At 69.6% G+C, this 25,496-nt stretch carries 20 protein-coding genes and 2 pseudogenes; 13 read left to right on the top strand and 9 right to left on the bottom strand.

Annotated elements, in window-relative coordinates:
* Nucleotides 1-205 precede the first annotated feature (205 nt).
* On the top strand, nt 206-1,129 hold the full coding sequence (locus ACFYSH_RS23030) for a hypothetical protein (protein WP_388754837.1): 924 nt from the start codon (nt 206-208) through the stop codon (nt 1,127-1,129).
* 108 nt (nt 1,130-1,237) lie between these two features.
* Here the strand turns inward: ACFYSH_RS23030 and ACFYSH_RS23025 are convergent, their stop codons facing one another.
* Nucleotides 1,238-2,491: an MFS transporter gene (locus ACFYSH_RS23025; RefSeq protein ID WP_359474672.1), complete on the bottom strand. Its 1,254-nt coding sequence runs from the start codon at nt 2,489-2,491 to the stop codon at nt 1,238-1,240.
* Between the two features lie 253 nt (nt 2,492-2,744).
* Here ACFYSH_RS23025 and ACFYSH_RS23020 point away from each other — a divergent pair, with 253 nt between their 5' ends.
* Nucleotides 2,745-3,230, top strand: coding sequence for a hypothetical protein (locus ACFYSH_RS23020; RefSeq protein WP_359474611.1), 486 nt, complete (start codon nt 2,745-2,747; stop codon nt 3,228-3,230).
* A gap of 1 nt (nt 3,231) precedes the next feature.
* On the opposite strand, the gene ACFYSH_RS23015 is transcribed toward ACFYSH_RS23020, so the two are convergent.
* Nucleotides 3,232-3,363 (bottom strand): hypothetical protein, encoded by a 132-nt coding sequence (locus tag ACFYSH_RS23015; protein WP_359474614.1) that lies wholly within the window; start codon nt 3,361-3,363, stop codon nt 3,232-3,234.
* Between the two features lie 466 nt (nt 3,364-3,829).
* Between ACFYSH_RS23015 and ACFYSH_RS23010 the strand changes: the two genes are divergently transcribed.
* Nucleotides 3,830-4,618 (top strand): putative protein N(5)-glutamine methyltransferase, encoded by a 789-nt coding sequence (locus ACFYSH_RS23010; RefSeq protein ID WP_359474617.1) that lies wholly within the window; start codon nt 3,830-3,832, stop codon nt 4,616-4,618.
* Nucleotides 4,619-4,639: 21 nt separating this feature from the next.
* Here ACFYSH_RS23010 and ACFYSH_RS23005 read toward each other — a convergent pair whose 3' ends face one another.
* The gene (locus ACFYSH_RS23005; protein ID WP_388754833.1) at nt 4,640-5,164 is read right to left on the bottom strand and encodes a pyridoxamine 5'-phosphate oxidase family protein; all 525 of its coding nucleotides are present in this window, start codon (nt 5,162-5,164) and stop codon (nt 4,640-4,642) included.
* A gap of 156 nt (nt 5,165-5,320) precedes the next feature.
* Here ACFYSH_RS23005 and ACFYSH_RS23000 point away from each other — a divergent pair, with 156 nt between their 5' ends.
* The gene (locus ACFYSH_RS23000; protein WP_388754830.1) at nt 5,321-8,317 is read left to right on the top strand and encodes a bifunctional [glutamine synthetase] adenylyltransferase/[glutamine synthetase]-adenylyl-L-tyrosine phosphorylase; all 2,997 of its coding nucleotides are present in this window, start codon (nt 5,321-5,323) and stop codon (nt 8,315-8,317) included.
* Here ACFYSH_RS23000 and ACFYSH_RS22995 read toward each other — a convergent pair.
* A complete protein-coding gene (locus ACFYSH_RS22995) occupies nt 8,299-9,117 on the bottom strand; it encodes a phosphatase PAP2 family protein (protein ID WP_388754827.1) in 819 nt (272 codons plus the stop codon). The genes ACFYSH_RS23000 and ACFYSH_RS22995 overlap by 19 nt on opposite strands.
* Nucleotides 9,118-9,319: 202 nt before the next feature.
* On the bottom strand, nt 9,320-10,363 hold the full coding sequence (locus tag ACFYSH_RS22990) for a LacI family DNA-binding transcriptional regulator (protein ID WP_359474629.1): 1,044 nt from the start codon (nt 10,361-10,363) through the stop codon (nt 9,320-9,322).
* Nucleotides 10,364-10,721: 358 nt separating this feature from the next.
* Between ACFYSH_RS22990 and ACFYSH_RS22985 the strand changes: the two genes are divergently transcribed.
* The 9 genes and pseudogenes from ACFYSH_RS22985 to ACFYSH_RS22945 all read left to right on the top strand — a co-directional run bounded on the left by ACFYSH_RS22985 (nt 10,722) and on the right by ACFYSH_RS22945 (nt 20,863).
* Complete coding sequence (locus tag ACFYSH_RS22985; protein WP_388754824.1) at nt 10,722-11,993, top strand: extracellular solute-binding protein; 1,272 nt, start codon at nt 10,722-10,724, stop codon at nt 11,991-11,993.
* Nucleotides 11,994-12,014: 21 nt separating this feature from the next.
* On the top strand, nt 12,015-13,031 hold the full coding sequence (locus ACFYSH_RS22980) for a carbohydrate ABC transporter permease (protein ID WP_388754821.1): 1,017 nt from the start codon (nt 12,015-12,017) through the stop codon (nt 13,029-13,031).
* Complete coding sequence (locus ACFYSH_RS22975) at nt 13,025-13,915, top strand: sugar ABC transporter permease (protein WP_388755156.1); 891 nt, start codon at nt 13,025-13,027, stop codon at nt 13,913-13,915. The genes ACFYSH_RS22980 and ACFYSH_RS22975 overlap by 7 nt, the downstream gene beginning before the upstream one ends.
* Nucleotides 13,916-14,010: 95 nt before the next feature.
* On the top strand, nt 14,011-15,738 hold the full coding sequence (locus ACFYSH_RS22970; protein ID WP_359474644.1) for a glycoside hydrolase family 13 protein: 1,728 nt from the start codon (nt 14,011-14,013) through the stop codon (nt 15,736-15,738).
* A complete protein-coding gene (locus tag ACFYSH_RS22965; RefSeq protein ID WP_359474647.1) occupies nt 15,723-16,781 on the top strand; it encodes a LacI family DNA-binding transcriptional regulator in 1,059 nt (352 codons plus the stop codon). The genes ACFYSH_RS22970 and ACFYSH_RS22965 overlap by 16 nt, the downstream gene beginning before the upstream one ends.
* Before the next feature lie 171 nt (nt 16,782-16,952).
* Complete coding sequence (locus ACFYSH_RS22960) at nt 16,953-18,395, top strand: cellulase family glycosylhydrolase (protein WP_388754817.1); 1,443 nt, start codon at nt 16,953-16,955, stop codon at nt 18,393-18,395.
* A 113-nt stretch (nt 18,396-18,508) separates the two neighbouring features.
* Nucleotides 18,509-18,753: pseudogene (locus tag ACFYSH_RS22955) on the top strand (ATP-binding protein); the annotation flags it as partial.
* Between the two features lie 282 nt (nt 18,754-19,035).
* Nucleotides 19,036-19,959, top strand: coding sequence for a helix-turn-helix domain-containing protein (locus tag ACFYSH_RS22950; protein ID WP_359474650.1), 924 nt, complete (start codon nt 19,036-19,038; stop codon nt 19,957-19,959).
* Nucleotides 19,960-19,975: 16 nt separating this feature from the next.
* Nucleotides 19,976-20,863, top strand: a complete 888-nt coding sequence (locus ACFYSH_RS22945; RefSeq protein ID WP_359474675.1) for a hypothetical protein — start codon at nt 19,976-19,978, stop codon at nt 20,861-20,863.
* Nucleotides 20,864-21,178: 315 nt separating this feature from the next.
* On the opposite strand, the pseudogene ACFYSH_RS22940 reads toward ACFYSH_RS22945, so the two are convergent.
* From ACFYSH_RS22940 to ACFYSH_RS22925, 4 genes and pseudogenes are all read right to left on the bottom strand, one after another.
* Nucleotides 21,179-21,551: pseudogene (locus ACFYSH_RS22940) on the bottom strand (alpha/beta hydrolase); the annotation flags it as partial.
* Nucleotides 21,552-21,637: 86 nt separating this feature from the next.
* Nucleotides 21,638-22,501, bottom strand: coding sequence for an immunity 49 family protein (locus ACFYSH_RS22935; RefSeq protein ID WP_359474653.1), 864 nt, complete (start codon nt 22,499-22,501; stop codon nt 21,638-21,640).
* Complete coding sequence (locus ACFYSH_RS22930) at nt 22,498-25,290, bottom strand: hypothetical protein (protein WP_388754813.1); 2,793 nt, start codon at nt 25,288-25,290, stop codon at nt 22,498-22,500. The genes ACFYSH_RS22935 and ACFYSH_RS22930 overlap by 4 nt, the downstream gene beginning before the upstream one ends.
* Nucleotides 25,287-25,496: DUF6507 family protein (locus ACFYSH_RS22925; protein ID WP_388754810.1), on the bottom strand; the 210-nt coding region annotated here is incomplete at its 5' end. The genes ACFYSH_RS22930 and ACFYSH_RS22925, both read right to left, overlap by 4 nt.

The following is a 25,496-nucleotide window of genomic DNA, read 5'->3' as shown; positions in this document are numbered from 1 at the left end:
TGTGGGCCGTCTCCGGGCCGTCAGGCCGGCGCGGGCGGCGCGGGCCGACCCCGGACGCCCTCGTCGAGCCGCCCCGACTGCGCTCCGCAGCTCATGCCTCCGGGTTCCGGAGAAACGTGCCTGCCCTCGGGGCTGCCCTCCCGTACCTCGTCCGTTCACCGGTACCGCCCTATGCTCGGGCGATCGACCGGAAGGACGAGAAGGCGTGCGCGAGCAACGGAGAGCCTCGAAGACGCAGACGACGCCGCAGGCCGCCGCCAGGCGTGCGGCACCCCCCACCGGCGTGGCCGCACTGCAGCAGCGCGCGGGCAACGCGGCGGTGACCCGCTGGGTGCAGCGCCAGGCGGGCGCCCTGAACGAGCACTACGCCGCAAAACCCACGGAGCATCCCGAGTGGGGGACGTACCAGAAACTGACGAAGGCCGCGGGCATACCCCGGGCCGAGGCCGAAGACGCCTGGCAACTCCTGCTCGGCGGGATCGACTCGCAGGGCGCACTGAACGACGAGGCCGCGGCGAGAACGAGCGACCGCCAGGAGCAGCGCGAGATCCGTGCGACGAACACCTGGTACCAGGAGTTCGTCAAGCTCATGACCAAGCATCTGGAGATCAGCACGCCGACCATGGCCCTGTGGGCCGGCGGCATCGAAGTCAACGACTACGCGCACGAGAAGGGGCACACACCGCTGGCGCAGACCCGGATCGGCAGTGTGCTCAACGTCCTGGAACTGCATCCGGACTGGAAGCTGACAGGGCCGATGTGGAGCATCCTGTCCAAGGCCTTCGTGTCCCTCGCCACCGGCCCCGTGCACATCTTCGTGCGGGCCTACGCTCCCGACAGCATCCTCATCAGGCTGGAGGTCCCGGAGCTCCGACTGGTCCAGCGGCTGAACCCGGACGTGCAACTGATCTGGCACCCCGTGTACACGGGTCCGGACGGGCGGACGAGCGAGATCTCCGAAAACTGTGAACTCGTCGACAACGCGGAGTACGACAAGCGCGACACGTGCGTGAGCACCCTCATCCGCTACCTCAGGTTCTTCCACGACGCGAGCAACGCCCAGGCCGCCCCCGCCCACAAGAGCATGGAGCAGCTGCTCGTCGCCAACGGCCACAAGGACGGCGTCTGACGCGGCAGCCCGCCGCGCTGTCCGGACTCGGCTGAGCAGTCAGGTCACGGCCTTCCTCGGTGAGACCCCGCCGGGCCGACGGTGCCGCACCGTCGGCCCGGTGCCGTCTCAGTCGCGCTGGGCCGTCCGCTCGCCGTCCCGGGCCGCGTCGGGCGTGGGTGTATGCGCGGTGTGCACCTCGGGCGTCGTGCCGCGGCGGCCGCCGATCGCCGGGGCGAGGAAGACGGCCACGGCGACGAAGGCCAGGACGACGATCATGGCGGAGCGCAGGCCGTAGTGGTCGCCCAGGAAGCCCAGGCCCGGGGGGCCGACGAGGAAGGCGATGTAGCCGATCATCGCCACCAGGCTGACGCGGGCAGCCGAGTCGGGGCCGGAGTCGCCGGCCGCGGACAGGGCGACGGGGAAGCCGAGCGAGGCGCCCAGGCCCCAGAAGAGCACGGCCGCACCCGCGAGGACGGGGGAGTCGGCGAAGATGACGAGGGTGAGCCCGAGGGCGGCGGAGATCGCGCTGGCCCGGACGACCGGGGCGCGGCCGAAGCGGTCGATGAAGAAGCCGCCGCAGAAGCGGCCGATCGTCATGGCGGCGGCGAAGCCCGCGTAGACGGCCGATCCCAGGGCGGGGTCCACGCCGTGGCCGTCGACCATGAGCAGCGGCAGCCAGTCGTTGGCGGCGCCCTCGGCCAAGGCCATGGCGAGGATGATGCCGCCGATCAGCAGCAGGCGCTTGTCCTTCCACACGGCCGCACGGGCCGGCGCCGAGCCGCCGTCGGCCGGCCGGGTCCCCCTGGTCTTCCCGACCTCGGAGGGGATCGCGCGGAAGGCGTACACGAACATCCCGGCCGCGATGACGGCCACGGCGCTCAGATGCCACGCCACCGGGAAGTCGACGGCGGTGCACAGGATGCCGACGCCGGCTCCCACGACGGTACCGAGGCTGAAGAAGCCGTGCAGGGTGGGCAGCACCATCCGGCCGGTGATCTGCTCGACCTCGGCGCCGTCGATGTTGACCGCGACCTCTCCGCCTCCCATTCCCGCGCCGGAGAGGAACAGACCGGCGGCGACGGCCGGGGCGGAGGAGAGCAGGGCCCCGCAGCCGATGACCGCAAGGCCGAGGATGACCAGCACGGTGCCCACGCCCATGACCGGCCGGGTGCCGAACCGCGCCACCAGGGCCCCGGAGCTGAGGATGCCGAGCATGGAGCCGACGGACAGGCCGAACAGGACGAGCCCCATCTGCGCGGTGGACGCGCCCAGTTGGTCCCTGATGTCCGGCGTTCGCGTCACCCAGGAGGAGATCGACAAGCCGGGCACGAGGAAGAAGAGGAACAACGCCGCTCGGCGGCGACGGGTGGCCAGGTCCATCAGGCACGTGTCTTTCACGAGTACGAGTACGGGGGAGGGGCGGACGTCACCCCGGGGCTGTGTATGTACGAACGTACACTTCGGGATCGAACAGAGGAAGTGGGCCGTGGCGGGAGGCCCGCGAACAGGCGGTGCCCGTACGGTCGGTCGGCACCGCCGTGCGTGGCCGGGCGTGCGAGGGTGCGTACCGGGCAGCCGTACATGTACACCGAGGGCGGCCCACGCCCCACTGACGAGCTGAGGAGGGCGGCGCATGACGACGCTGGCCGTGACCGGGCACATCGACCTGACCGAGGAGACCGTTCCGCTCGTACGGGCCGCCCTGCGTGAAGTACTGGCGCCCTACAGCGAGGACCTCACGGGGGTCTCGTGCATCGCGGCGGGAGCTGATTCGCTCTTCGCGGAGGAGGTCTCCGCGATGGGAGGCCGGCTCGTCGTCGTCGTTCCGTCCCTGGACTACCGCGATGCGGTGGTGAAGCCGGAGGACGGCCCGGTCTTCGACCACCTCCAGGAAACGGCCGTCGAGGTACGGACCCTTCCGTACGCGACCGCCGACCGCGCCGCGTACGAGGCGGCCAACGACGAGCTGTTGAAGCGTGCGGACCGGCTCGTCGCCGTGTGGGACGGTACGCCGCCGTCGGGCAAGGGCGGCGGGACGGCCGACCTGGTCGCGCAGGCCCGCCGCGCAGGCGTGCCGGTGGACGTGGTCTGGCCGGACGGCGCCGCGCGGCGCGGCTGAGTCACCTTTCGCGTACGGCCGCGGCGACCGCCATCGCCATGGCTCCCGCCAGGACGGTCACCACCAGAGAGGCGAAGAACAGCACCACCAGCCATCCGGGCGTCGCCCCGGTGACCGTCCCGTCCACGGACACGCAGGCCACCTCCGTCGGAAAGACCTGTCTGCGTACGTCGCCACAGGTGTGGGGCAGGTCGTCGTTGAAGCCGTACGCCTGGAACCAGCACAGGAACCAGCTCGTCAGGAAGACGGCCAGTGCGGTGAACGTGATGCTCCGCAGAGGGTTCGGGCCTTGCGCGCCGGGCCCTGTTGCCCCGCGTGTCCGGTGCCATGCGGGGAGGGTAGCCGTACGGCGCGGCCGGCACCGGCCCGCCCCACCCGCGCGTGTGTGCCCCGTACCGGCAGCCGGGAGCCGCCGGTAGGGGCACCGCAGTCTCCGGCGCCGGTCGGGTAGTGTGACCCCTCCCGAGACCGGGACCGACCCAGGAGGTGAGACCCATTACCGCTTCAGCAGGCTGGGCGCTCACCCCTCGCCGTCGTGTGGCCGACCGGGCCTGAGCGATCGCGGAGCGCCCATCGGTACACCCGAAAGGCTCCGCTCCATGCAGGAATCCGCTCCGTCGCTCACCTTCTCCACGCTCGTCACCACGCTCCGTACCGCCGGCTGTGTCTTCGCCGAGGACGAGGCGCAGCTCCTCCTCTCCGCGACGTCCGACCCCGCCCGACTCGCCGGCATGCTGGAACGCCGGGTAGCCGGGCTGCCGCTTGAACACGTGCTCGGCTGGGCCGAGTTCCGCGGGCAGCGGATCTCCGTGGACCCGGGGGTCTTCGTGCCCCGTCGGCGTACCGAATTCCTCGTCGCGCAAGCCGCGGCTCTCGCACCGGCCCAGGCGGTCGTGGTCGACCTCTGCTGCGGTTCCGGGGCCCTGGGCACGGCGCTGGCCTCGTCGCTGGACGGCGTCGAACTGCACGCGGCAGACGTCGAACCCGCCGCCGTGCGCTGTGCCCGGCGCAACGTGGGCCGACTCGGAACGGTCTACGAGGGCGACCTCTTCTCCCCCCTGCCCCGTTCGCTGCGCGGGCGGGTCGACGTGCTGCTCGCCAACGTGCCGTACGTGCCGACCGAGGACGTCGAGCTGCTGCCCGCCGAGGCCCGTGTCCACGAGCCGCGCGTCGCCCTCGACGGAGGCGGCGACGGCCTCGACGTGATGCGGCGCGTCGTCGCCGAGGCGACCGACTGGCTGGTCCCCGGCGGCAGCCTGCTGGTCGAGACGAGCGAACGGCAGGCCACGCGCGCCGCGGAGACGGTGGGCAGCCGCGGGCTCACCGCGCGTGTCGTCGTCTCCGAGGAGCTGTACGCCACCGTCGTCATCGGGACCAGGCCCCGGTAGCCGGGGCGGGCACGGGGCGGCTCAGGCGAAGCGCCAGCGCGTCTGTCCGTACGGGTCGCCCTTCGCGAAGCCGAACGCCGTGCGGGGAGCCACCGCGAAGACCTCCGCACGGCCGCCCGCGCCGTTGGAGAACAGCCCGTCCGTGACACCGAAGTGCCACTCGGCGCCGTACTTCGCCTCCCACGCCTCGGCCAGCGCGATCAGCCGCTGCTCGTCCGTCACCCGGGTGGCCCGGCCCTCGACCACCACGTCGAATCCCTCGCGGAGTGTGTTGGCGCCGGTGGTCAGGACGACCTCGGGGTTGGCGGCCAGATTGCGGGCCTTGCGTTCCGAGGGCCCCGTGCAGAAGTGCAGCGCACCCTCCGACCAGACGCCGATCAGCGGGGTGACGTGCGGGCGGCCATCGGGGCGGACCGTGGACAGCCAGTACAGCTCGGCGCGGTCCAGCAGGCCGACCGCCTCCGCCCAGGGCCGGACGGTGGCGTCCTCACTGCTGTAGTGGGGGTCGAGGGTGGTGGTGGGTGCGGCGTCGTCCGTGGCCGGCATGGCGGTCCTCCTGGGGCGGTATGACGGTGTGCGTGGTCTTTTCGGCGATCCTGCCTCCGCAGGGAGGACTCCGCCCCCGCTCCGAATTCATCGGTGCGGGCTAGGCTCGAAGGGCGGACGGACGCATATGGGTGATCGGCGGGCAGGAGACACAGGATGACGACGGTGCCGGGACGCAGGAGCAGTACGTTCACGCGCCTGCTGCGGCACGGTTTCACCGACCCGTCCGCCGCCGAACGGCTGCTGGACCTGCCCGAGCTCTCCTCCGTACGGGCGGATCCCGTCCTCTTCGAGGCCCTCGGGGCGACTGCGGACCCCGACCTGGCCCTGAACAGCCTCGTACGGCTCGTCGAGGCGGAGGCGGCCGAGGAACGGCGGGTCCTGCTGGACACGCTCATCACGGCCAAGCCGCTGCGGGACCGCCTCCTGGGGGCGCTCGGGGCCTCCGAGGCGCTCGGGGACCACCTGGCGCGGCATCCGCGCGACTGGCAGGCGCTGGTCACGTACGAGGCCACCGATCTGCACCCCGGGGTCGCCGAGTTCGAGCACATGCTCGGCGACGCCGTCGACCCGGACTCCCTGCGGGTCGCCTACCGCAGGTCTCTGCTGTCGATAGCGGCCCGCGACGTGTGCGGGACGACCGATGTCGCCCAGGTCGCCGCCGAGCTCGCCGACCTCGCGACGGCCACCCTCCGGGCGGCGCTCGACATCGCCCGCGTCGCCGCGCCCTCCGACGCGGCGCAGTGCCGGCTCGCCGTCATCGCGATGGGCAAGTGCGGCGGACACGAGCTGAACTACGTCTCCGACGTCGACGTGATCTTCGTGGGCGAACCCGTCGACGGGGCGGAGGAGAGCGGAGCCCTGCAGGCCGCCACCCGGCTCGCCGCCCACCTGATGAGAATCTGCTCCGACACCACCGTCGAGGGCACCATCTGGCCCGTCGACGCCAACCTCCGCCCCGAGGGCCGCAACGGGCCGCTGGTGCGCACCCTGTCCTCACACCTCGCGTACTACCAGCGCTGGGCCAAGACCTGGGAGTTCCAGGCACTGCTCAAGGCACGGCCGGTCGCCGGGGACCCCGAGCTGGGCGCCGCGTACGTCGCGGCCGTGTCACCGCTGGTGTGGCAGGCCGCCGACCGGGAGAACTTCGTCGGTGACGTGCAGAAGATGCGCCGCCGCGTCGTCGACAACATCCCCGTCGACCGGGTCGACCGGGAGCTCAAGCTCGGCCCCGGCGGACTCCGGGACGTCGAATTCGCCGTACAGCTGCTCCAGCTCGTGCACGGCCGCAGCGACAGCTCCCTGCACTCCGGCTCCACGCTGGAGGCCCTGCGCGCCCTCGCCGACGGCGGGTACGTCGGGCGGGCGGACGCCGCGCAGCTGGACGAGGCCTACCGCTTCCTGCGGGCGATGGAGCACCGCATCCAGCTCTACCGCCTGCGCCGCACCCACCTGGTCCCCGAGGACGAGGCCGACCTCCGCAGGCTCGGGCGCTCCCTCGGACTGCGTACGGACCCGGTCGGCGAGCTCAACAGGGCGTGGCGGCGGCACGCCTCCGTCGTGCGGCGGCTGCACGAGAAGCTCTTCTACCGGCCGCTCCTGGACGCGGTCGCCCAGCTCGCGCCCGGCGAGAGCAAGCTCAGCGCCAAGGCCGCCGTCGTCCGGCTGGAGGCACTCGGCTACGCCGACCCCACGGCCGCGCTGCGGCACCTGGAGGCCCTGTCGTCGGGTGTCTCCCGTAAGGCCGCGATCCAGCGCACGCTGCTTCCGGTGCTGCTCGGCTGGTTCGCGGACTCCGCCGATCCGGACGCCGGACTGCTCGGCTTCCGCCAGGTGTCCGACGCGCTCGGCAAGACCCCGTGGTACCTGAGGCTCCTGCGCGACGAGGGCGCGGCGGCCGAGAACCTCGCCCGGGTCCTGTCCGCCGGCCGGCTCGCGCCTGACCTGCTGATGCGTGCCCCGGAGGCCGTCGCCATCCTCGGCGACCCGGAGGGGCTGAAGCCGCGCGGCCGGGACCACCTGGAGCAGGAGGTCCTGGCCGCGGTCGGCCGCGCCCCGGGGGCCGAGGCAGCCGTCGCGGTGGCGCGCGGGGTACGGCGGCGGGAGCTGTTCCGCACGACGGCGGCCGACCTCATCGGCTCGTACGGCACCGAGGACAACCCGGCGGAGACGGACCCGGGCGCCCTCGTCGACCGGGTCGGCTCCGCGGTCACCGACCTGAACGCCGCCACCCTCTCCGGGGCGCTGCGCGCCGCCGTGCGCGAGCGGTGGGGCGACACCCTGCCGACCAGGTTCGCCGTCATCGGCATGGGCCGCTTCGGCGGGCACGAGCTGGGCTACGGCTCGGACGCCGACGTCCTGTTCGTGCACCAGCCCCGCGAAGGGGTCGGCGACGAGGAGGCCGCCCGGGCCGCGAACACCGTCGTCGCGGAGATGCGCAGGCTGCTGGAGCTGCCGACCGCCGACCCGCCGCTCCTCATCGACGTCGACCTGCGACCGGAGGGAAAGACGGGACCCCTGGCGCGGACCCTGAAGTCGTACGCGGCCTACTACCGGCGCTGGGGGCTGGTCTGGGAGAGCCAGGCGCTGCTGCGCGCCGACCCCGTGGCCGGGGACGAGGAGCTGGGCCGCGCCTTCGTCGAGCTCGTCGACCCGCTGAGGTACCCGGTGGAAGGGCTCGGGGACGACGCGGTCCGGGAGATCCGGCGGCTCAAGGCGCGGATGGAGTCCGAACGCATGCCGCGCGGGGCCGACCCGACGCTCCACACCAAACTGGGGCGCGGCGGGCTGAGCGACGTCGAGTGGACCGTGCAGCTGATCCAGATGCAGCACGGTTGGGCCGAACCCGGGCTGCGCACCCCGCGTACGCGCCAGGCGCTCGCGGCGGCGTGCGCGGCGGATCTGATTTCGGCGGAGGAGGCGCAGACGCTGGACGAGGCGTGGGTGCTGGCCTCGCGGGTGCGTAACGCGGTGATGCTGGTGCGGGGGCGGCCGGGGGACACGTTCCCCTCGAACCCGCGCGAGCTGACGGCCGTGGGGCGGTACCTGGGCTACGAGGACGGGCACGTGGGGGACATGCTGGAGGACTACCGGCGGATCACCCGGCGCGCCCGGGCGGTGGTGGACGAGCGGTTCTACGGCGCCGTGGGCTGAGAGGGGAGGGCCTCGTCGTTGACCGGAGCCGGGGCCGTGCCGCGAGGCGGCACCCGTCTCGGCAGGCGGTGCGGCAGCGCCCCGTACCAGGCGTAGGAGAGCGCCGCCCCGAACATCAGGCAGGCCGCGCCGCCCACCGCGTCCAGCCAGAAGTGGTTCGCCGTCGCCACGATCACGACGAGCGTGGCCACCGGGTAGAGCGCGCCCAGGATCTTCGCCCACGGGGCGGTGGCCAGCGCGCATATGGTCAGACCGCACCACAGGGACCAGCCGATGTGCATGGACGGCATCGCCGCGTACTGGTTCGACATGTGCTTGAAGTTGCCCGAGGCCATCGAGCCCCACGTCTGATGCAGCAGCACCGTGTCGATGAAGCTGCCGCCGTTCATCAGCCGGGGCGGCGCCAGCGGGAAGACGTAATAGCCGAGCAGGGCCACCGCCGTGGTGGCGAAAAGGATCAGACGGGTGGCCGCATAGCGGCCCGGATGGCGGCGGAACAGCCAGACCAGCACACCGATGGTCACGACGAAGTGCAGGGTCGCGTAGTAGTAGTTCATCGACACGATGAGCCATGTCACCGAGTTGACGGCCCGGTTGACCGACTCCTCGAAGGCGAGGCCCACGGTGTGCTCGAGGGACCAGATCCAGTCGGCGTTCCGCAGGGCCGCCGCCTTCTGCTCGGGCACGGCGTTGCGCACCAGCGAGTAGAGCCAGTAACTGACGGCGATCAGCAGGATCTCGAACCAGAGGCGCGGGCGGCGCGGTGAGCGCAGCGAGCGGAGGGAGACGTGGGTGCGCATGCGGGACAGGGTGATCGCTCTCGTGGAACCGGACGCTTCTGTTCCGTCCGCAACGGGTGACGGGGTGGCCGCCGTGCGGTCTTCCTGTGTGGTCACAAGCGATTCACCCATAGGCGCAGAGTCTGCCAGATACGTCCCCTGCGCCCGATGATCCTCCGGTCGGGGCCCGGTCGCACATCCGGATACCTTAGCCCGCCCGGTACTACCGACGGGCGCCGGCCGCCGAGGAGGGGCCCGGGCCGGAGGCCGTTGAACCGCGTACGACCAGTTCGGGCATGAACACGAACTCGCTGTGCGGGGCGGGCGTGCCGCCGATCTCCTCCAGCAGGGTGCGCACGGCCGCCTGGCCCATCGCCGTCACCGGCTGCCGGATCGTCGTCAGCGGCGGATCGGTGAACGCTATGAGGGGCGAGTCGTCGTACCCGACCACCGAGAGGTCGCGCGGCACGTCCTTCGACAGCCGGCGGGCCGCCCGGATCGCGCCGAGCGCCATCATGTCGCTCGCGCACACCACCGCGGTGCAGCCGCGTTCCATCAGCGCCGAGGCGGCCGCCTGGCCGCCCTCCAGCGTGTACAGGGAGTGCTGCACCAGTTCCTCCACCGCGTCGGCGGTGAGGCCCAGCTGCTCCCGCATCGTGGCGTGGAAGCCCTCGATCTTGCGGAGCACCGGAACGAAGCGCTTGGGCCCGACCGCCAGCCCGATGCGCTGATGACCCAGCGCCACCAGGTGTGTCACCGCGAGCCGCATGGCGGCCCGGTCGTCGGGGGAGATGAACGGCGCCTGCACCTTGGGGGAGAAGCCGTTGACCAGGACGAAGGGGACGCCCTGTGCCCGCAGTTGCTCGTAGCGCTGCATGTCGGCGGAGGTGTCGGCGTGCAGTCCGGAGACGAAGATGATGCCCGAGACCCCACGGTCGACGAGCATTTCGGTGAGCTCGTCCTCGGTGGACCCGCCCGGGGTCTGGGTCGCCAGCACCGGCGTGTAACCCTGCCTGGTCAGTGCCTGGCCGATGACCTGCGCGAGCGCGGGGAAGATCGGGTTCTCCAGCTCGGGCGTGATCAGGCCGACGAGTCCGGCGCTGCGCCTGCGCAGGCGCACGGGGCGTTCGTAGCCGAGGACGTCGAGCGCCGCGAGGACGGATTCACGGGTGGCCGCCGCGACACCGGGCTTGCCGTTCAGTACACGGCTGACCGTCGCTTCGCTGACCCCCGCCTGATTTGCGATATCGGCAAGCCGTGCGGTCATGGAACTGGACTGTACCGGGCGTGTGTCGGATTGCCCACCGTGCACGGGATTCGGGCGGTCCGCCTCGGCGGGCAACAGCCGGGACCCCGCACGCAGCAACATCTTGCAAGGCCTTGCGGGCCTCTCTGGGCCGTCGGGTCCGACGCCACATCCCCACCAGGACGGGCCTGGCCAGGTGCGGGCAGGGCGTAAGGGCTTGCGTCAAGAGGCTTGACGGCAACCTTGCGGACACGCCAATGTAACGATCAGCAGAGCTTGCAGAAATCTTCCGCAAACTCTTTCGGTCATCTTTCATCCTTGTTACGTTCACGTCGACCCGGCGCCGCGACGGAGCGGTACGGCAGTTGAAGGAGTTCAGATGCGACGTGGCATAACGGCCACCGCCCTGGTCGCGACCCTGGCGCTCGCGGCGACCGCTTGCGGAAGCGACGACGAGTCCGGCGGCAGCAAGAGCTCGGGCGAGCTCTCCGGCACGGTGACGTGGTGGGACACCTCGAACGTCGGCAGCGAGGACAAGGTCTTCAAGAAGATCGCCGAGGGCTTCGAGAAGAAGCACCCGGAGGTCGACGTCAAGTACGTCAACGTCCCCTTCGGCGAGGCGCAGAACAAGTTCAAGAACGCGGCCCAGGCCGGTTCCGGCGCTCCTGACGTCATCCGCTCCGAGGTCGCCTGGACCCCCGAGTTCGCCGACCTCGGCTACCTCGCCCCGCTGGACGGCACCGCGGCACTGAAGGACCAGGGCGATTTCCTCGAGCAGGCCGCCGCGTCGACCCGGTACAAGGACAAGACGTACGCGGTCCCGCAGGTCATCGACTCCATGGGCATCTTCTACAACAAGAAGATGTTCAAGGACGCCGGTGTCGAGCCGCCCGCGAAGATCGCCGATCTGAAGACCGTCGCCAAGAAGATCAAGGACAAGACCGGCAAGACCGGTCTCTACCTGCGCGGCGACGACTCGTACTACTTCCTCTCCTTCCTCTACGGCGAGGGCGGCGACCTGGTCGACGCGAAGGAGAAGACCGTCACCGTGGACAGCGCCGAGGGCGTCAAGGCGTTCGGTGTCGTGAAGGACCTCGTCGACTCCGGGGCGGCCAAGACCGACGCCACGGACGGCTGGGAGAACATGATGCAGTCGTTCAAGAACGGCGACGTCGCGATGATGATCAACGGCCCCTGGGCCGTGGCCGACACGCTCACCGGCAAGGAGTTCACCGACAAGGCGAACCTGGGCATCTCCACGGTGCCGGCCGGCTCCGCCGCACAGGGCGCCCCGCAGGGCGGCCACAACCTCGGCGTCTACGCGGGCTCCAAGAACATCGAGGCCTCCTACGCCTTCGTCGAGTACATGACCTCGGTCGAGTCCCAGGCCCAGGCCGCCGGTGAGCTCAACCTGCTGCCGACCCGCACCTCCGCGTACTCCAAGCAGGAGGCCGCTGACAGCGAGATCGTCCAGTTCTTCAAGCCCGTCGTCGAGACCGCGGTCGAGCGTCCCTGGATCCCGGAGACCGGCAGCCTCTTCGCGCCGCTGAACGTCGAGTACACCAAGGTCCTCACCGGCCAGACCACGCCGGAGAAGGCCGCCAAGACGACCGGCGACTCCTACCGCAAGCTCCTCGAGGGCTGGAAGTAACCCAGGAAGGCAGGCCGGCTGATGGCTGTCCACACCAGCCAGTCGGTGGCGAAGGCCGCGGGCGACGACGTCGCCCGCGGCCGGAGCCGCGGTACTGGCAACCCCCCGCCACCGAGCGGAATACGGCGCGCACTGTCGGTCCACTGGTACGCCTGGACCATGGTCACCCCGGTCGTGCTCGTGATCGGCGTGATCATCGGCTACCCGCTGGCCCGCGGCATCTGGCTGTCGCTGACCGACGCCGACGAACGCAACGTCGCCCGGTCCATCGGCGTCAACGAGATGCCCGCCACCTACGAGTTCGTGGGCCTGGACAACTACGCCGACGCCCTGACCGGCACCCAGTTCCTCGGCACGCTGGGCTGGACGCTGGTGTGGACGGTCTCCTGTGTGACCATCACCTTCTGCCTGGGCATGGCCCTCGCCAACATCCTCAACCGCAGGATCGCCGGCCGCTCCGCCTACCGCATGGCACTGATCCTGCCCTGGGCCATCCCCGGCTTCGTCTCGGTCTTCGCCTGGCGCTTCCTCTACAACGAGAACAACGGCCTGCTCAACAAGATCCTCGGCGGCGCCGGGATCGACGGCATACCGTGGCTGAACGACCCCACCTGGGCCAAGTTCTCCGTCATCGCCGTCAACGTCTGGCTCGGTGTGCCGTTCATGATGGTCGCCCTGCTCGGCGGGCTCCAGTCGATCCCCGCGGAGCAGTACGAGGCCGCGGAGATGGACGGCGCCACCGCCTGGCAGCGCTTCCGCCACGTCACGCTCCCCGGACTGCGCCCGGTGTCCACCACGGTGGTCCTGCTCTCCACCATCTGGACCTTCAACATGTTCCCGGTGATCTTCCTGCTGACCCGCGGCGGACCCGGTGAGGCCACCCAGATCCTGGTCACCCAGGCGTACAAATTCTCCTTCGAGATCAGCCCGCGCGACTTCGCGCAGTCCTCCACCTGGGGCGTGCTGATCCTCGTACTCCTGATGCTCTTCGCCATGGTGTACCGGCGAGTGCTCCGCACGCAGGGAGACAACTGGTGACCACCGTCACGGCGACCCCCGCCACCTCCGCCAAGCGCGGCGATCGCAAGGTCCGCAAGCGCGGCGACCGCTCGCCGGCCGCCTCCGTGGCCCTGCACCTCACCCTGATCGTCATGTCGGTGATCGCGGTCTTCCCGGTGCTCTGGGTCCTGCTGACCTCACTGAAGCCCGCGAAGTTCGCGTCGACCACCGACTTCTTCAAAGAGACGACGCTCGAGAACTACACCAACCTGATCAAGGACACCGAGTTCCTGAGCTGGTTCGGCAACTCCGTGATCGTCGCGGGACTCTCCACCGTCATCGGCGTCTTCGTCTCCGCCACCACCGGCTACGCCGTCAGCCGCTTCCGCTTCCCCGGCAAGCGCGGGCTGATGTGGACCCTGCTGGTCACCCAGATGTTCCCGGTGGCCGTCCTCATCGTGCCGATCTACAACATCATGTCGACGATGGGCCTGCTCAACCAGCCGGCCGGGCTCGTCATCACCTACCTCACCATCTCGGTGCCCTTCTGCGCCTGGATGATGAAGGGCTTCTTCGACACGATTCCGCGCGAGATCGACGAGTCGGGACAGGTCGACGGACTCACCCCGTTCGGCACGTTCTGGCGGCTCATCCTGCCGCTCGCCAAGCCCGGCCTGGCCGTCACCGCGTTCTACTCCTTCATCACCGCCTGGGGCGAAGTGGCGTACGCCTCCGCGTTCATGGTCGGTGACGAGAACCTCACCCTCGCCGGCGGACTGCAGAAGTTCGTCAACCAGTACGGCGCCCAGTGGGGCCCGATGACCGCGGCGTCCGTGCTCATCGCCATCCCGGCCGCGCTGGTCTTCCTCTTCGCGCAGAAGCACCTGGTCACCGGCATGTCCGCCGGAGCCGTCAAGGGCTGAGTCCCGCACGACCGTACGACCGCACCCGTCAGGGCGGCGCCGGATCCCCGACCCGGTCCCGGCGCCGCTCCCCACCCAGACACCCCAGGGACGACATGACCCAGCACCTCGCTGCCCCCTCCACCGGCACGTCCGACGACGCCCCGGGCCACCGCACCGGCTGGTGGCAGGACGCGGTGATCTACCAGGTCTATCCACGGAGCTTCGCCGACGGCAACGGCGACGGCATGGGTGACCTCGCGGGCGTCACCGCGCGGCTCCCGTACCTCAGGGACCTCGGCGTCGACGCCGTCTGGCTCAGCCCCTTCTACGCCTCGCCGCAGGCCGACGCGGGCTACGACGTCGCCGACTACCGGGCGATCGACCCGATGTTCGGCACGCTCCTCGACGCCGACGCGCTGATCCGTGAGGCCCACGGCCTGGGCCTGCGCATCATCGTCGACCTGGTGCCCAACCACTCGTCCGACCAGCACGAGTGGTTCAAGCGCGCCCTGGCCGAGGGCCCCGGCTCCGCCCTGCGGGAGCGCTACCACTTCCGCCCCGGCAAGGGCGCCGACGGCGAACTCCCTCCCAACGACTGGGAGTCCATCTTCGGCGGCCCCGCCTGGACCCGGACCACCGACCCGGACGGCACCCCCGGCGACTGGTATCTGCACCTCTTCGCACCGGAGCAGCCCGACTTCAACTGGGAACACCCGGCCGTCGCCGACGAGTTCCGCTCCATCCTCCGCTTCTGGCTCGACATGGGCGTCGACGGCTTCCGCGTCGACGTCGCCCACGGCCTCGTCAAGGCCGACGGCCTCCCGGACATGGGCTCCCACGAGCAGCTGAAGCTGCTGGGCAATGACGTCATGCCGTTCTTCGACCAGGACGGTGTGCACGCGATCTACCGCAGCTGGCGCACCATCCTCGACGAGTACCCCGATAGCAGGGGGCCCGAAGGGCCTTCGTCAGAAGGGTGGCGGCGGGCGACGGGCGGGCGCATCCTCGTCGCCGAGGCGTGGACCCCCACCGTCGAGCGCACCGCCAACTACGTGCGCCCCGACGAGATGCACCAGGCCTTCAACTTCCAGTACCTGTCCACCGCCTGGGACGCCGCCGAACTGCGGGCCGTCATCGACTCCTCGCTCGACGCGATGCGTCCGGTGGGCGCCCCCACCACCTGGGTGCTCTCCAACCACGACGTCACCCGGCACGCCACCCGCTTCGCCAACCCGCCGGGCCTGGGCACCCAGATCCGCACCCCCGGCGACCGCGAGCTCGGCCTGCGCAGGGCACGCGCTGCCACCCTGCTGATGCTGGCCCTCCCCGGCTCCGCCTACGTCTACCAGGGCGAGGAGCTGGGTCTGCCCGACGTCACCGACCTGCCCGACGAGGCCCGCCAGGACCCGTCGTACTTCCGCGCCGAGGGCCAGGACGGCTTCCGCGACGGATGCCGGGTGCCGATCCCGTGGACCCGCGAGGGCACCTCGTACGGCTTCGGCGACGGTGGCAGCTGGCTGCCGCAGCCCGACAGCTGGGGCGCGCTCTCCATCGAGGCGCAGAGCGGCACGGAGGGTTCCACCCTGGAGCTGTACCGCGCCGCGATCGCGGCCCGCCGCGAGCACCCGGGACTCGGCGCCGGCACGGACGTCACGTGGCTGGACGCCCCCGAAGGCGTCCTCGCCCTCGGCCGCCCCGGCTTCGTCTGCACCGTCAACACGACGGGCGCGCCGGTACGGATGGACGCCCCCGGCACCCCGCTGCTCGCCAGCACCCCGGTGACCGTCGACGGCGACACCGTCGAGCTGCCCGCCGACACCACGGTGTGGTGGACGGTGTGACCGTCCCCGCACCCAGGACCGGACCGGCGCTTCGGCTCTCCGACATCGCCGGTCAGGCCACGGTCAGCGAGGCCACCGTCAGCCGGGTCCTGAACGGGAAGCCGGGCGTCGCGGACACCACGCGTCAGCGGGTGCTCGCGGCGCTCGACATCCTCGGCTACGAGCGCCCCGTACGGCTGCGGCAGCGCAGCGCCGGACTGATCGGACTGGTGACACCCGAGCTGGTCAACCCGATCTTCCCGGCGTTCGCGCAGTCCGTGGAGCAGGTCCTCGCCGGGCACGGCTACACACCCGTGCTCTGCACCCAGCTGCCCGGCGGCGCCACCGAGGACGAGCTCGTGGAACAACTCGTCGAGCGGGGCGTGGGCGGCATCGTCTTCCTGTCCGGGCTGCACGCCGACACCTCGGCGGACCCGGCACGCTATGCGGCGCTCACCGAACGTGGCGTGCCGTTCGTGCTGATCAACGGCTACAACGAGCGCATCAGCGCCCCGTTCGTCTCGCCTGACGACCAGGCCGCCGTGCGGATGGCTGTCAGCCATCTCGCCGAGCTGGGGCACCGGCGGATCGGCCTGGCGATCGGACCGCAGCGCTACGTGCCGTCCCGGCGTAAGCGCGACGGCTTCGTCGATGCGGCGGTCTCCCTGCTGGGCATGGGCCGCGAGGAGGCCGAACTCCTGGTCTGCTCCACCCTGTTCAGCGTCGAGGGCGGCCAGGTCGCGGCAGGCGCCCTGCTCGACGCCGGCTGCACCGGCATCGTCTGCGGCAGCGACCTGATGGCGCTCGGCGTGGTCCGGGCAGCGCGGGGGAGGGGCTTCGACGTCCCGCGTGACGTCTCCGTCGTCGGCTTCGACGACTCGCAGCTGATCGCCTTCACCGACCCGCCGCTGACGACCGTACGCCAGCCGGTACAGGCGATGGCGGCGGCCGCGGTGGGAGCCCTGCTGGAGGAGATCGGCGGAAGCCCCGTGCAGCGCACGGAGTACGTGTTCCAGCCGGAACTGGTGGTACGCGGTTCCACGGCGGCGGTGCGCAGCGCCTGAACGGGCAGGGAGGCGGGGCCGGGTCCGGAGGGGGGACCCGGCCCTTTCGCTCTCCGCTCGGCGACGGACCCTTCACAGTGTTGTCGTGAACCTTGCAAAGTGTCTCCACTCCTTGGTTCTCTTCCGTCAGGAAAGTTTCCTAACCTGCGGAACCTGTGAACGGAGCCCTCCATGAGCCCGGCACGTTTTCGGATACGCCCGGTCGCTGCCGCAATCGGCGGCGCCTTACTCTTCGCCCTGACGGTGACCGCCGCACCGGCTGCGCCTGCCGCCCCCGCCCCGGACCGGACGGTCGCCACCGTCGACCACCAGGCACAGGCGGCCGTCGCCGGGATGACTGCGAAGATCACCCGGACGTCGGCATGGGACAGCGGTTACGGCGCCGCCGTGGCCATCACCAACGACGCCGCCACGGCGGCGAACGGCTGGACCGTCGAGTTCGACCTGCCGGCCGGCACGAACATCTCCAGTCAGTGGTCCACCGTCATGACCCGGCAAGGGCAGCGCTACACCTTCACCAACGTCTCCTACAACGGCGGCCTCGACCCCGGCCGGACGGCGAGTTTCGGCTTCAACGCCAGCGGTCTCGGACTGCCCTTCAACTGCACCGTCAACGGCGCGCCCTGTGAGGGCGGCGGAAACACCGAGCCGCCCATCGATCCGCCGACCGGTGCGAGTCCCGTCGCAGTCAATGGACAGCTCTCCGTGTGCGGCACCAAGCTCTGCAACGAGCACGGCAACCCCATCCAGCTGCGCGGCATGAGCAGCCACGGCACGCAGTGGTACCCGCAGTGCCTGACCGGCGGCTCGCTGGACGCCCTGGCGGACGACTGGAAGGCCGATGTCCTGCGGGTCTCCACGTACGTACAGGAAGACGGCTACGAGACCGACCCCCAGCACTTCACCGACCTCGCGAACACTCTCGTCCAGCAGGCGACCGACCGCGGTATGTACGTCATCGTCGACTGGCACATGCTGAGTCCGGGTGACCCGAACGCCAACCTCGCCAACGCGCGGAAGTTCTTCACCGACATCGCGAACAGCAACAAGGCGAAGAGCAACATCATCTACGAGATCGCCAACGAGCCCAGTGGCGTGAGCTGGCCGCAGATCAAGAGCTACGCGGAGCAGATCATCCCGGTCATCCGGAACATCGACTCCGACGCCCCCGTCCTGGTCGGCACCCGCGCCTGGTCCTCGTTCGGTGTGTCCGAAGGGGCCGACGAATCCGAGGTCGTGAACAACCGGGTCAACGCCCCCAACATCATGTACACCTTCCACTTCTACGCCGACTCGCACCGCGACGAGTACCTCGCGACCCTTTCCCGGGCCGCCGAGAAGCTCCCCGTGTTCGTCACCGAGTTCGGCACCCAGAACTACTCGGGGGAGGGGGAGGACGACTTCGCGATGTCCCAGCGCTACCTCGACCTGATGAAGGCCAAGAAGATCAGCTGGGTCAACTGGAACTTCTCCGACGACCACCGCTCCGGTGCCGTCTTCAAGCCGGGCACCTGCAACAGCGGGGGCCCTTGGGCCGGGACCTCGTCGCTGAAGCCCGCCGGCGTCTGGATCCGCGACCGGATCAGGACCGCGGACGACTTCCGGACCAGCTGACTCCTCCCTGCCGCCCGGGGCTCCCTCCGGGCGGCAGGCGACGGTGGTGCGAGGGTCGGCGCTCGGAGGCGTACGTGAGGAAGGCTTCCCACGGGGTGGGGGTGAAGGCGAGCCGCGTATCAGGCCGGGACTTCCGGCTGGGCCTCGTGGTCCACCGCGATGTGCGCCTCCTATCGAGGTGACCGACACCCGAGGCGAGCGGCTTCCACCTACGCCCGGCTCCGTCGGCATGCCGACCGACGACGCGGAGTCGGGTCGCGGCCTGCTGATCGTCGGAGCACTCGCGGACCGCTGGGGCATCGACGTCGGGCCTGCCCCGCGCAAGACGGTCTGGGCCGAAGTCGACCTCGTACGGTGACTGCCGCCACCGGGTCGCGGGTGCCCGCGACCCGGTGAGCCGCGACGCGGTGGCCCACGATGCCAAAAGCTTGAAAAGAACTCGGGGAAAAAACCCTTCCCAACCCAACCCGCCCCATACGCGCTTCGTCACTCACTCGGGTGACATAAGGCAACTGAGCTGGATTTGGCAGGTGTTGTCGGGCATATGCTCGCCTCGACCACCACAGACATGAGACGGCCCCCGACGGGACTGACATCCCGGTCGAGGGCCTGACCACCGAGGAAGGCCAGAAGCTTCCCGATGGATACCCAGCAGATTACCGCGCCGCCGTGCGCCCGGCCCGCTGTATCCGGCGTGATCCACAGCAACGTGCGGCACACCGCAGGCTTCACCGTCATCGGCAATCACCTGGCCCAGCACCGGGGCCTCTCTCTCGTCGCGGTCGGCCTGGCCGTGCACATTCAGTCGCTGCCGGCCGGAGCGAAGATCGGCATCAAGCGCCTCGCCGAACGCTTCCCGGAGAGTGAGACCCGTATTGCTGCCGCTTTACGGGAGTTGGAGGCGGCCGGTTACCTGCATCGCCGCCGCGTACGCCTCGCCGACGGCCGCATCGTGACGCGTACGGTCTCGTACAACCAGCCGGGCGCGGACGCCCCTGCCGTCATGACCGCCAAGCCTCGGACCGCGCCACGCGAGGCCGCAGCCCCGGTGATCTCGGCGCAGTCGCAGCCGCAGCCGCAGCCGGAGCCGCGGCTGACGCCGCCTCCCGTACCTGCCCGCGTACCGCCCCCTACCGCCCGCACGGCCGCACCCGTACCGCTTCCGCAGCCGACAGGGCCCACCCCGGAGATCCGACGCACGGCCGCCGCGCTCCTGGCCGACCTGCGTCGTCAGGCTCCCCAACTCGTCCTTTCCGAGGCGGACATCCGCGCGCTCACGCCTGGCGTCGTCACCTGGCTCGAACGCGACGCGCACCCCGACACCGTGCGGCACGCCCTCACCGCCGACCTGCCCGTACCGCTGAAACACCCCGCCAAACTCCTGCGGCACCGGATCACCACGCTCCTGCCGCCCCCGCTGCCGGGCACGCGCGAGCTGGAGGCCGCGCGTCCGCGCGCGGTCGTCATCCCGCTCCAGAACTGCGACCGCTGCGACCGAGCCTTCCGCTCGCGGCACCCCGGCCACTGTCGTGACTGCCGTACCGACCTGCCCACCGCCGCCTGATCCCGAACGGAAACCCATGGTCAGCGCACCACACGAAGCGATGCACCGCGTCTTCCAGGAGTACCCGAAGCTCATCTCCGGGCTCTCCGACGTCCTCGGGCTCGGCCTGCCGTCCCTCGTATCGGCAGAACCTCTGACCGTCGACCTCACCGAAACCGAACCGCTCGAACGACGCGTCGACACCCTCCTGCGCATCGAGACGCACGACGACGGCCCTTTCCTCCTCGTGGTCGAGGCGCAGGGCAAGAAGGACCCCGGCAAAACAGCCAGCTGGCCTTACTACGTCACGTACCTCAACAACAAGTACCGGCTCCCCGTGCTGCTCCTCGTGATCTGCCAGGACCACGCCACCGCCGCATGGGCGGGCAGGCCGCTCACCATCGGCCTGCCCCAATGGTCGACCGTCACGACCCGCCCCCTCGTGGCCGGCCCCCACAACATGCCCGTCATCACGAACGTGGCCGAAGCCCGGAAAGACCTTGCGCTCGCCACACTCTCCGCGATTACACACGCAGACAATCCGGACGTTGATGCGATACTGAAGACGATGTCGGTCGCCCTGCGCGACACACCGGAATCGATCGCCGAACCCTTCGTCGAACTCATCGCACAAGGCTTGGGCAACCGCCCCGCCGCACAACAGTGGAGGAACCTGGTGGCCGTGGATCTCTCCTTCTACACCTCGCCGCTCTCCGAAGGAATCCGTGACGAAGGCCGCGCGCAAGGCCTGGTTGAGAGTCTCCTGCTTGCCCTCGACGTGCGAGGCATCAGCATCACCGATGCCGACCGACAGAAGATCATCGCGTGTGGCGACCCGGAACCTCTCCGCCGATGGCTGACTCGCGCATTCGTAGCCACCACGGCTGGCGAGGTCTTCGGCGAGCAGCCCTCCGACGACCAGTAAGACGTCGTTTCGCCTTCGCGACGCACGGAAATACCGACACCTGAGGAACCCGGGTGCCCGATCTGTCGTTCCACATCTCGCCGTTCTCCGCATAAATCAGGGAGGGCGGGGAGGGCTTCGCCCAGAACATCCTGCTCGCCCTCAGCGCACGCGGTATCGACGTCACCGACGCCATTCGCGGGAGGAGCACCACCTGCCGCGACTCGGAACTCTCGCGCCAGCGGTTGATCGGCGCGCTCCAGGCCGCCACCGCCGAAGAGATCTTCGGCGAGGAGACCTGCGCCGACCGGTGAGTACGCCGTCGGCCGGCGTCTCTCAGACGTCGGCCGAGAGCGCGGCGGCGGTCGCCCGTGCGAACGCGTCCGGGTTGTCCAGCATGATGTTGTGCCCGCAGTCGGGGACCGGGACCACACGCACCCCGGCTTCGGCGAGTGCGTCGGCCCCGGCGGGCGCGCCGTCGGCCTGAGGGAACAGGAACGTTCGCGGGAAGCGCAGCTCCAGCAGCAGCTCACGCATGGTGGGGGTCGTCCCGCGGGTGAGGTGTACGGCGCTGCGGGAGGGCCTCAAGGCCGGCCAGACGCATCGTGGACCACCAGTGGGGCCCTGCCAGGTCGCGGATCTGCTGTCAGCCGCCCGCCAGGAAGTCCGGCGCGGAGAGGGCCGCGATTCCCCTGCTTCCCGGAGCGCCAAAGCGGCCCTCCCGCTAGAAAGAGGCGACGCTGCAGAAGTCATTCACGTTGTGCGTAGGGAACGCGTGGCGGGGCCTGAGTTCTCTCAGGTCGGGAACTCACCCAACCAACTGCGATTCAGTAGTTGGACAGGCAGGTAATCCGAAACGACCTCGATAGGGAAGTCGCCGTCGTAGGCGAGGCAGGCGATGGCCAGTGGGCCGATGGCCCACAGGCCATCGATGTCATTCTCGCGGTCCTCATCTGACGTCCAGTACGTCTTGTGGAGTTCCAGCGCTTCCACCAGGGCGGCATTGAAGCCTTCGTGGTCGTGCTTGACGAATCGGTAGAAGAGGTTGATCGGGGGATACGAGATGTTCTGTAGCCAGTCTCGCGGGGAGATGCGTACAGAGTCTGGGTGCGAGTTTCGGAAAGCTTCCGTGAGCTCCTCAACCATCGTGGGTTGCTGGCGCAACCAGTATGCCTGCAGCGTGGATACCCAGTTGTAGAGGTACTCGTCGTGCTCAGCGCCGGACGCCCGCAGTACATCCAGAGGCACCTCGCACAGTTCGGTCATCCGCTTCTGGTCGCGACAAATGATCGCGTACCAGAAAGCATCGATCCATTCCGGTGCACTGGTGAAACTCCTGGGTCCCGTAGCGGGAAGCCTCCGCATCTCGTGATGGATGCGGCACTCGATCACGCCTTCGGTGGCTCCGGCAGCACGGAAGACCGCTGACCCGACCTGCATCGCGTTGACCACCGCTTCCCAGGTATCGATACCCGAGCCTGCGGGATCGACCGTGGAGCGCGCCTGGACGCATGTCCGCACAGAGTTCCACAACGCATCGATCATGTGGGGAGCCTCTTCGAGTGACTCGATCTCCTCGATCGTCCTCTCCGTCACCTTCCTCGCATAACCTTCGTCGTCGGGCCCAGGGGCACCATGGCGAGGCACTGTTACGGTCACGAACGCTCCCCGATGTCGAACTTGCTCATTGTGTACCCAGTGTAGGTCCCAGCGTTGTCTTGTCCCCTGACCACGATGTAATCGACCCGGCCATCCCGAAGGGCCCGCCTCAAGTCAGCAGCCAAAGCCCCTTCGCTAGGGAATTTACGTTCTCTCTTCGTCATTTGTTCGAGAATGTCAAGGAAATATGTGCGTGATCCCTGGGAAAACCGTGCGCCGCGAACGAGGCGCTCACCCAGTTTCGTGTCCACGTGGCTCTTGGCCTCGACGACAACATACCGGTCGCCATCCTTGTAGACCTGGTCGAACTGATCGTTTCCATTCTTGGGTCCGTGAAGAGTGAGCGGCTCGGCATTCGGGTAGAGTTCGGGAATCGCGTGCTTGCGCGCAATTTCTTCGCCAAATGTTTCACTTGCTTTTGTGGACGCATTGTGGGGGCCCTTGTGTTTTGTAGCGGCTTCATCAAGAGCGGCCCGCAGTTCGTCCGTTCCGTGTAGTTTGAATTGTTTTCGGGCGTTGCCATGTTCTACGTGGAACGGGTGGTCCGCGGCGATGGCATCGTGTCGAGCCTTCGCCAAATCGTCGAGAGCTGCACGTGCCTCCGGCGTGGCTGACTTACGATCACGCTCCAGCGGGATCTCGTCCAGGTAGTCCGGCTTCAGCGGAGGCGCGAGCTCTGATTTGGGTGCCCAGACGCCACCGGGCAGTTCAACGATCTGTGGAGGAACGAGGCCTGTCTCGTCGACGCGAGCATCATCGAGTCGATAACCGTTCTTGCGGTAGTACTCCTTGCGGTACGCGGGATCGTTGTTCGCGCGCGCCACCTGGTGATCCATGATCGCTTGGCGCTCAGCCGGAGTGTACGTACGCGGATCTCGGGGCTCGGGCAGCCCATTGCCCCCAGCGGGACCGTGACCGGAGCCGCTGCCTGGAGCGTGACCGCCCGTCTGGTGCGGAACGGAGCCGATCCCGCGGTCGCCGGTTGGCGTGGCGTCTGGCCGGCCACCGGTGGTGACGTCGTCCACTGCACTGGGGCCTGGGCTGCGAGGTGCGTTCCCGCCGTCGCCGGGGGTGTGGCTGTTGTGCGGCATGCTGTCCGCCACACCGCCTGCTGGACGGGTCGTACTCTCCCCTGGCACGTCATGGCTCGGCCGGCCCGTCGGACCGCTGTCACCGAGGCCCTTGTCAGGTAGGTGATTGGCGTTTGGAAGATCGTCTACGAGTCGGCCCGTGTCGCCAAGGCTGCTTTCGGCCCGGCCGACATCGCCCAGTCCATCGCCCCCACGCGCCCCCGCGCCGACCAGTACCGGCTGCCGTACCGGGGTTTCGACGCGGGTGTGGTCCGGGGTGTTCGCGTCGAGGTCGGTCTTGGCGGGTTCCGTGCGGGCGTCTTCGGCGCGTTGGACGAGGGTGCCGCTCTCGTCGTAGAGGTTGCCGTTGAGGTCGGCGTAGGCGGCGCCCTCGTCGAAGGGGTTCTTGACGGTGCCTTCCGGGAGGGCGATCACGCCTTCGGGGAGTCTGACCGTGCCGTCCGCGAGGCGGACCGCTCCGTCCGGGAGGGTGGCGCCCGCGGGGAGGTCGACCGTCCCGTCGGCCAGGCGTACGGCGCCTTCGGGGAGGGTGAAGACGTTGTCGGGGAGGGGTGGTATCTCGATGGTGCCCAGGCCCTTGAGGCCGGCCATGGCGTCGCCGACCTTCGTGAGGCCGAAGCCCGCGCCCTTGAAGATGTAGGTCATCGGGTCGACGAAGCGGCCCACCTTGCCCGCCGCGGACAGGGCCTTCGCGGCGAGGGCGGCCTTGCCGCCGCCGGCGACCGCGCCACCCGTACCGCCGGTGAAGACGGTGGTGACGACGTTGAAGGTGACCGCCCCGGCCGCCCGGGCGGGGTTCTCGCCCCACTGGTCGTAGGCGATCAGCGCCTTCCCGGTCTCCTTCACCGCGGTGCGGGACTCACGCAGCCAGGTCGGCAGGTCCTCGTCCTTCGCCGTCCAGAAACCCACCGCGGCCACCGGGCTCAGCGATATCGCGACACCGGTGGCGAGCTGGGCCAGGCCCTTCCACGCCTGGCCGGCCGCGTCCCAGCCGTCGAAGCCGACCAGGGTGCCCAAACCCTTGACCGTGCCCCAGACCCCGTCGACGAAGAAACCCTTGGTGAAGTCCCAGGCGTGCTCCCACACCTGCCACCCCGGCGTCGACTCCACCAGCGGATCACCCCACGGCAGGCCCTCGGCCTGCTTGAGGGTCTCGGCGTCATAGCCGTACTGGTGCTTGCTGTCGGAACCGTCACTCTTCTTCAGCGGGACCCCGCAGACCAACCCGACGATCTTCGCGTGGCAGGCGATCTCCGCGTCCTGGAACGCGGACAGGGTCTCGGCGATCTCGTCACGCCGGTTGTTGTTCTCCTCGATCAGGTCGCCGTCCTCACGCCACTTGTCGTCGGCGTTGACCTTCACCAGGAACGCACCGGCGTCCCGCTTGATCTCCTTCAGCTTCTCGACCAGCGGATACACCGTGTCCGAATACGTGCTCAGCGCACCCGCGATGGTCTTGAGGTCCGACTGCAGCGTCAGCCCGGTGTCCACGACCGGCTTCGTCGTCGCGAACAGCTGCTCCGCCTCCGGCGCCTTGTAGAAGGCCTGGAGACCGCCGAAGCTGCTGTGGACATCGGCGGTCGTCGCCGCGATGGTCTCCCCGGCCGAGGTCAGCTCGGTGACCTTCACATCCAGGGTCGCCAGGTTCCCGGTGAAGACCGGGATGCCTTCCAGGGGTATCGGCTGGTCGTTGCTCACTTGTTCCCCCCGGGAGCATCCTTCAGCAGGTCCAGCCGCACGGCCTTCGCCGCGTCCTGCGCGTGCTTCGCCGCGTCCAGGTCACCGGCCACGTACTCGTTGGTGGCCTTCGCCGCCCCCAGCACAGCGGCCTGGATACGCTCCGCCATCGAATTCAGATACCCCTGGCGCTGGGCCATGTACTGGCTCAGTGCGGAGGCCACCGG

It is taken from the genome of Streptomyces sp. NPDC005791 (assembly GCF_042871485.1).
Taxonomy (GTDB): Bacteria; Actinomycetota; Actinomycetes; order Streptomycetales; family Streptomycetaceae; genus Streptomyces.
The sequence above is the reverse complement of the archived record's forward strand: the minus strand, read 5'-3'. Positions and strand labels throughout refer to the sequence as shown.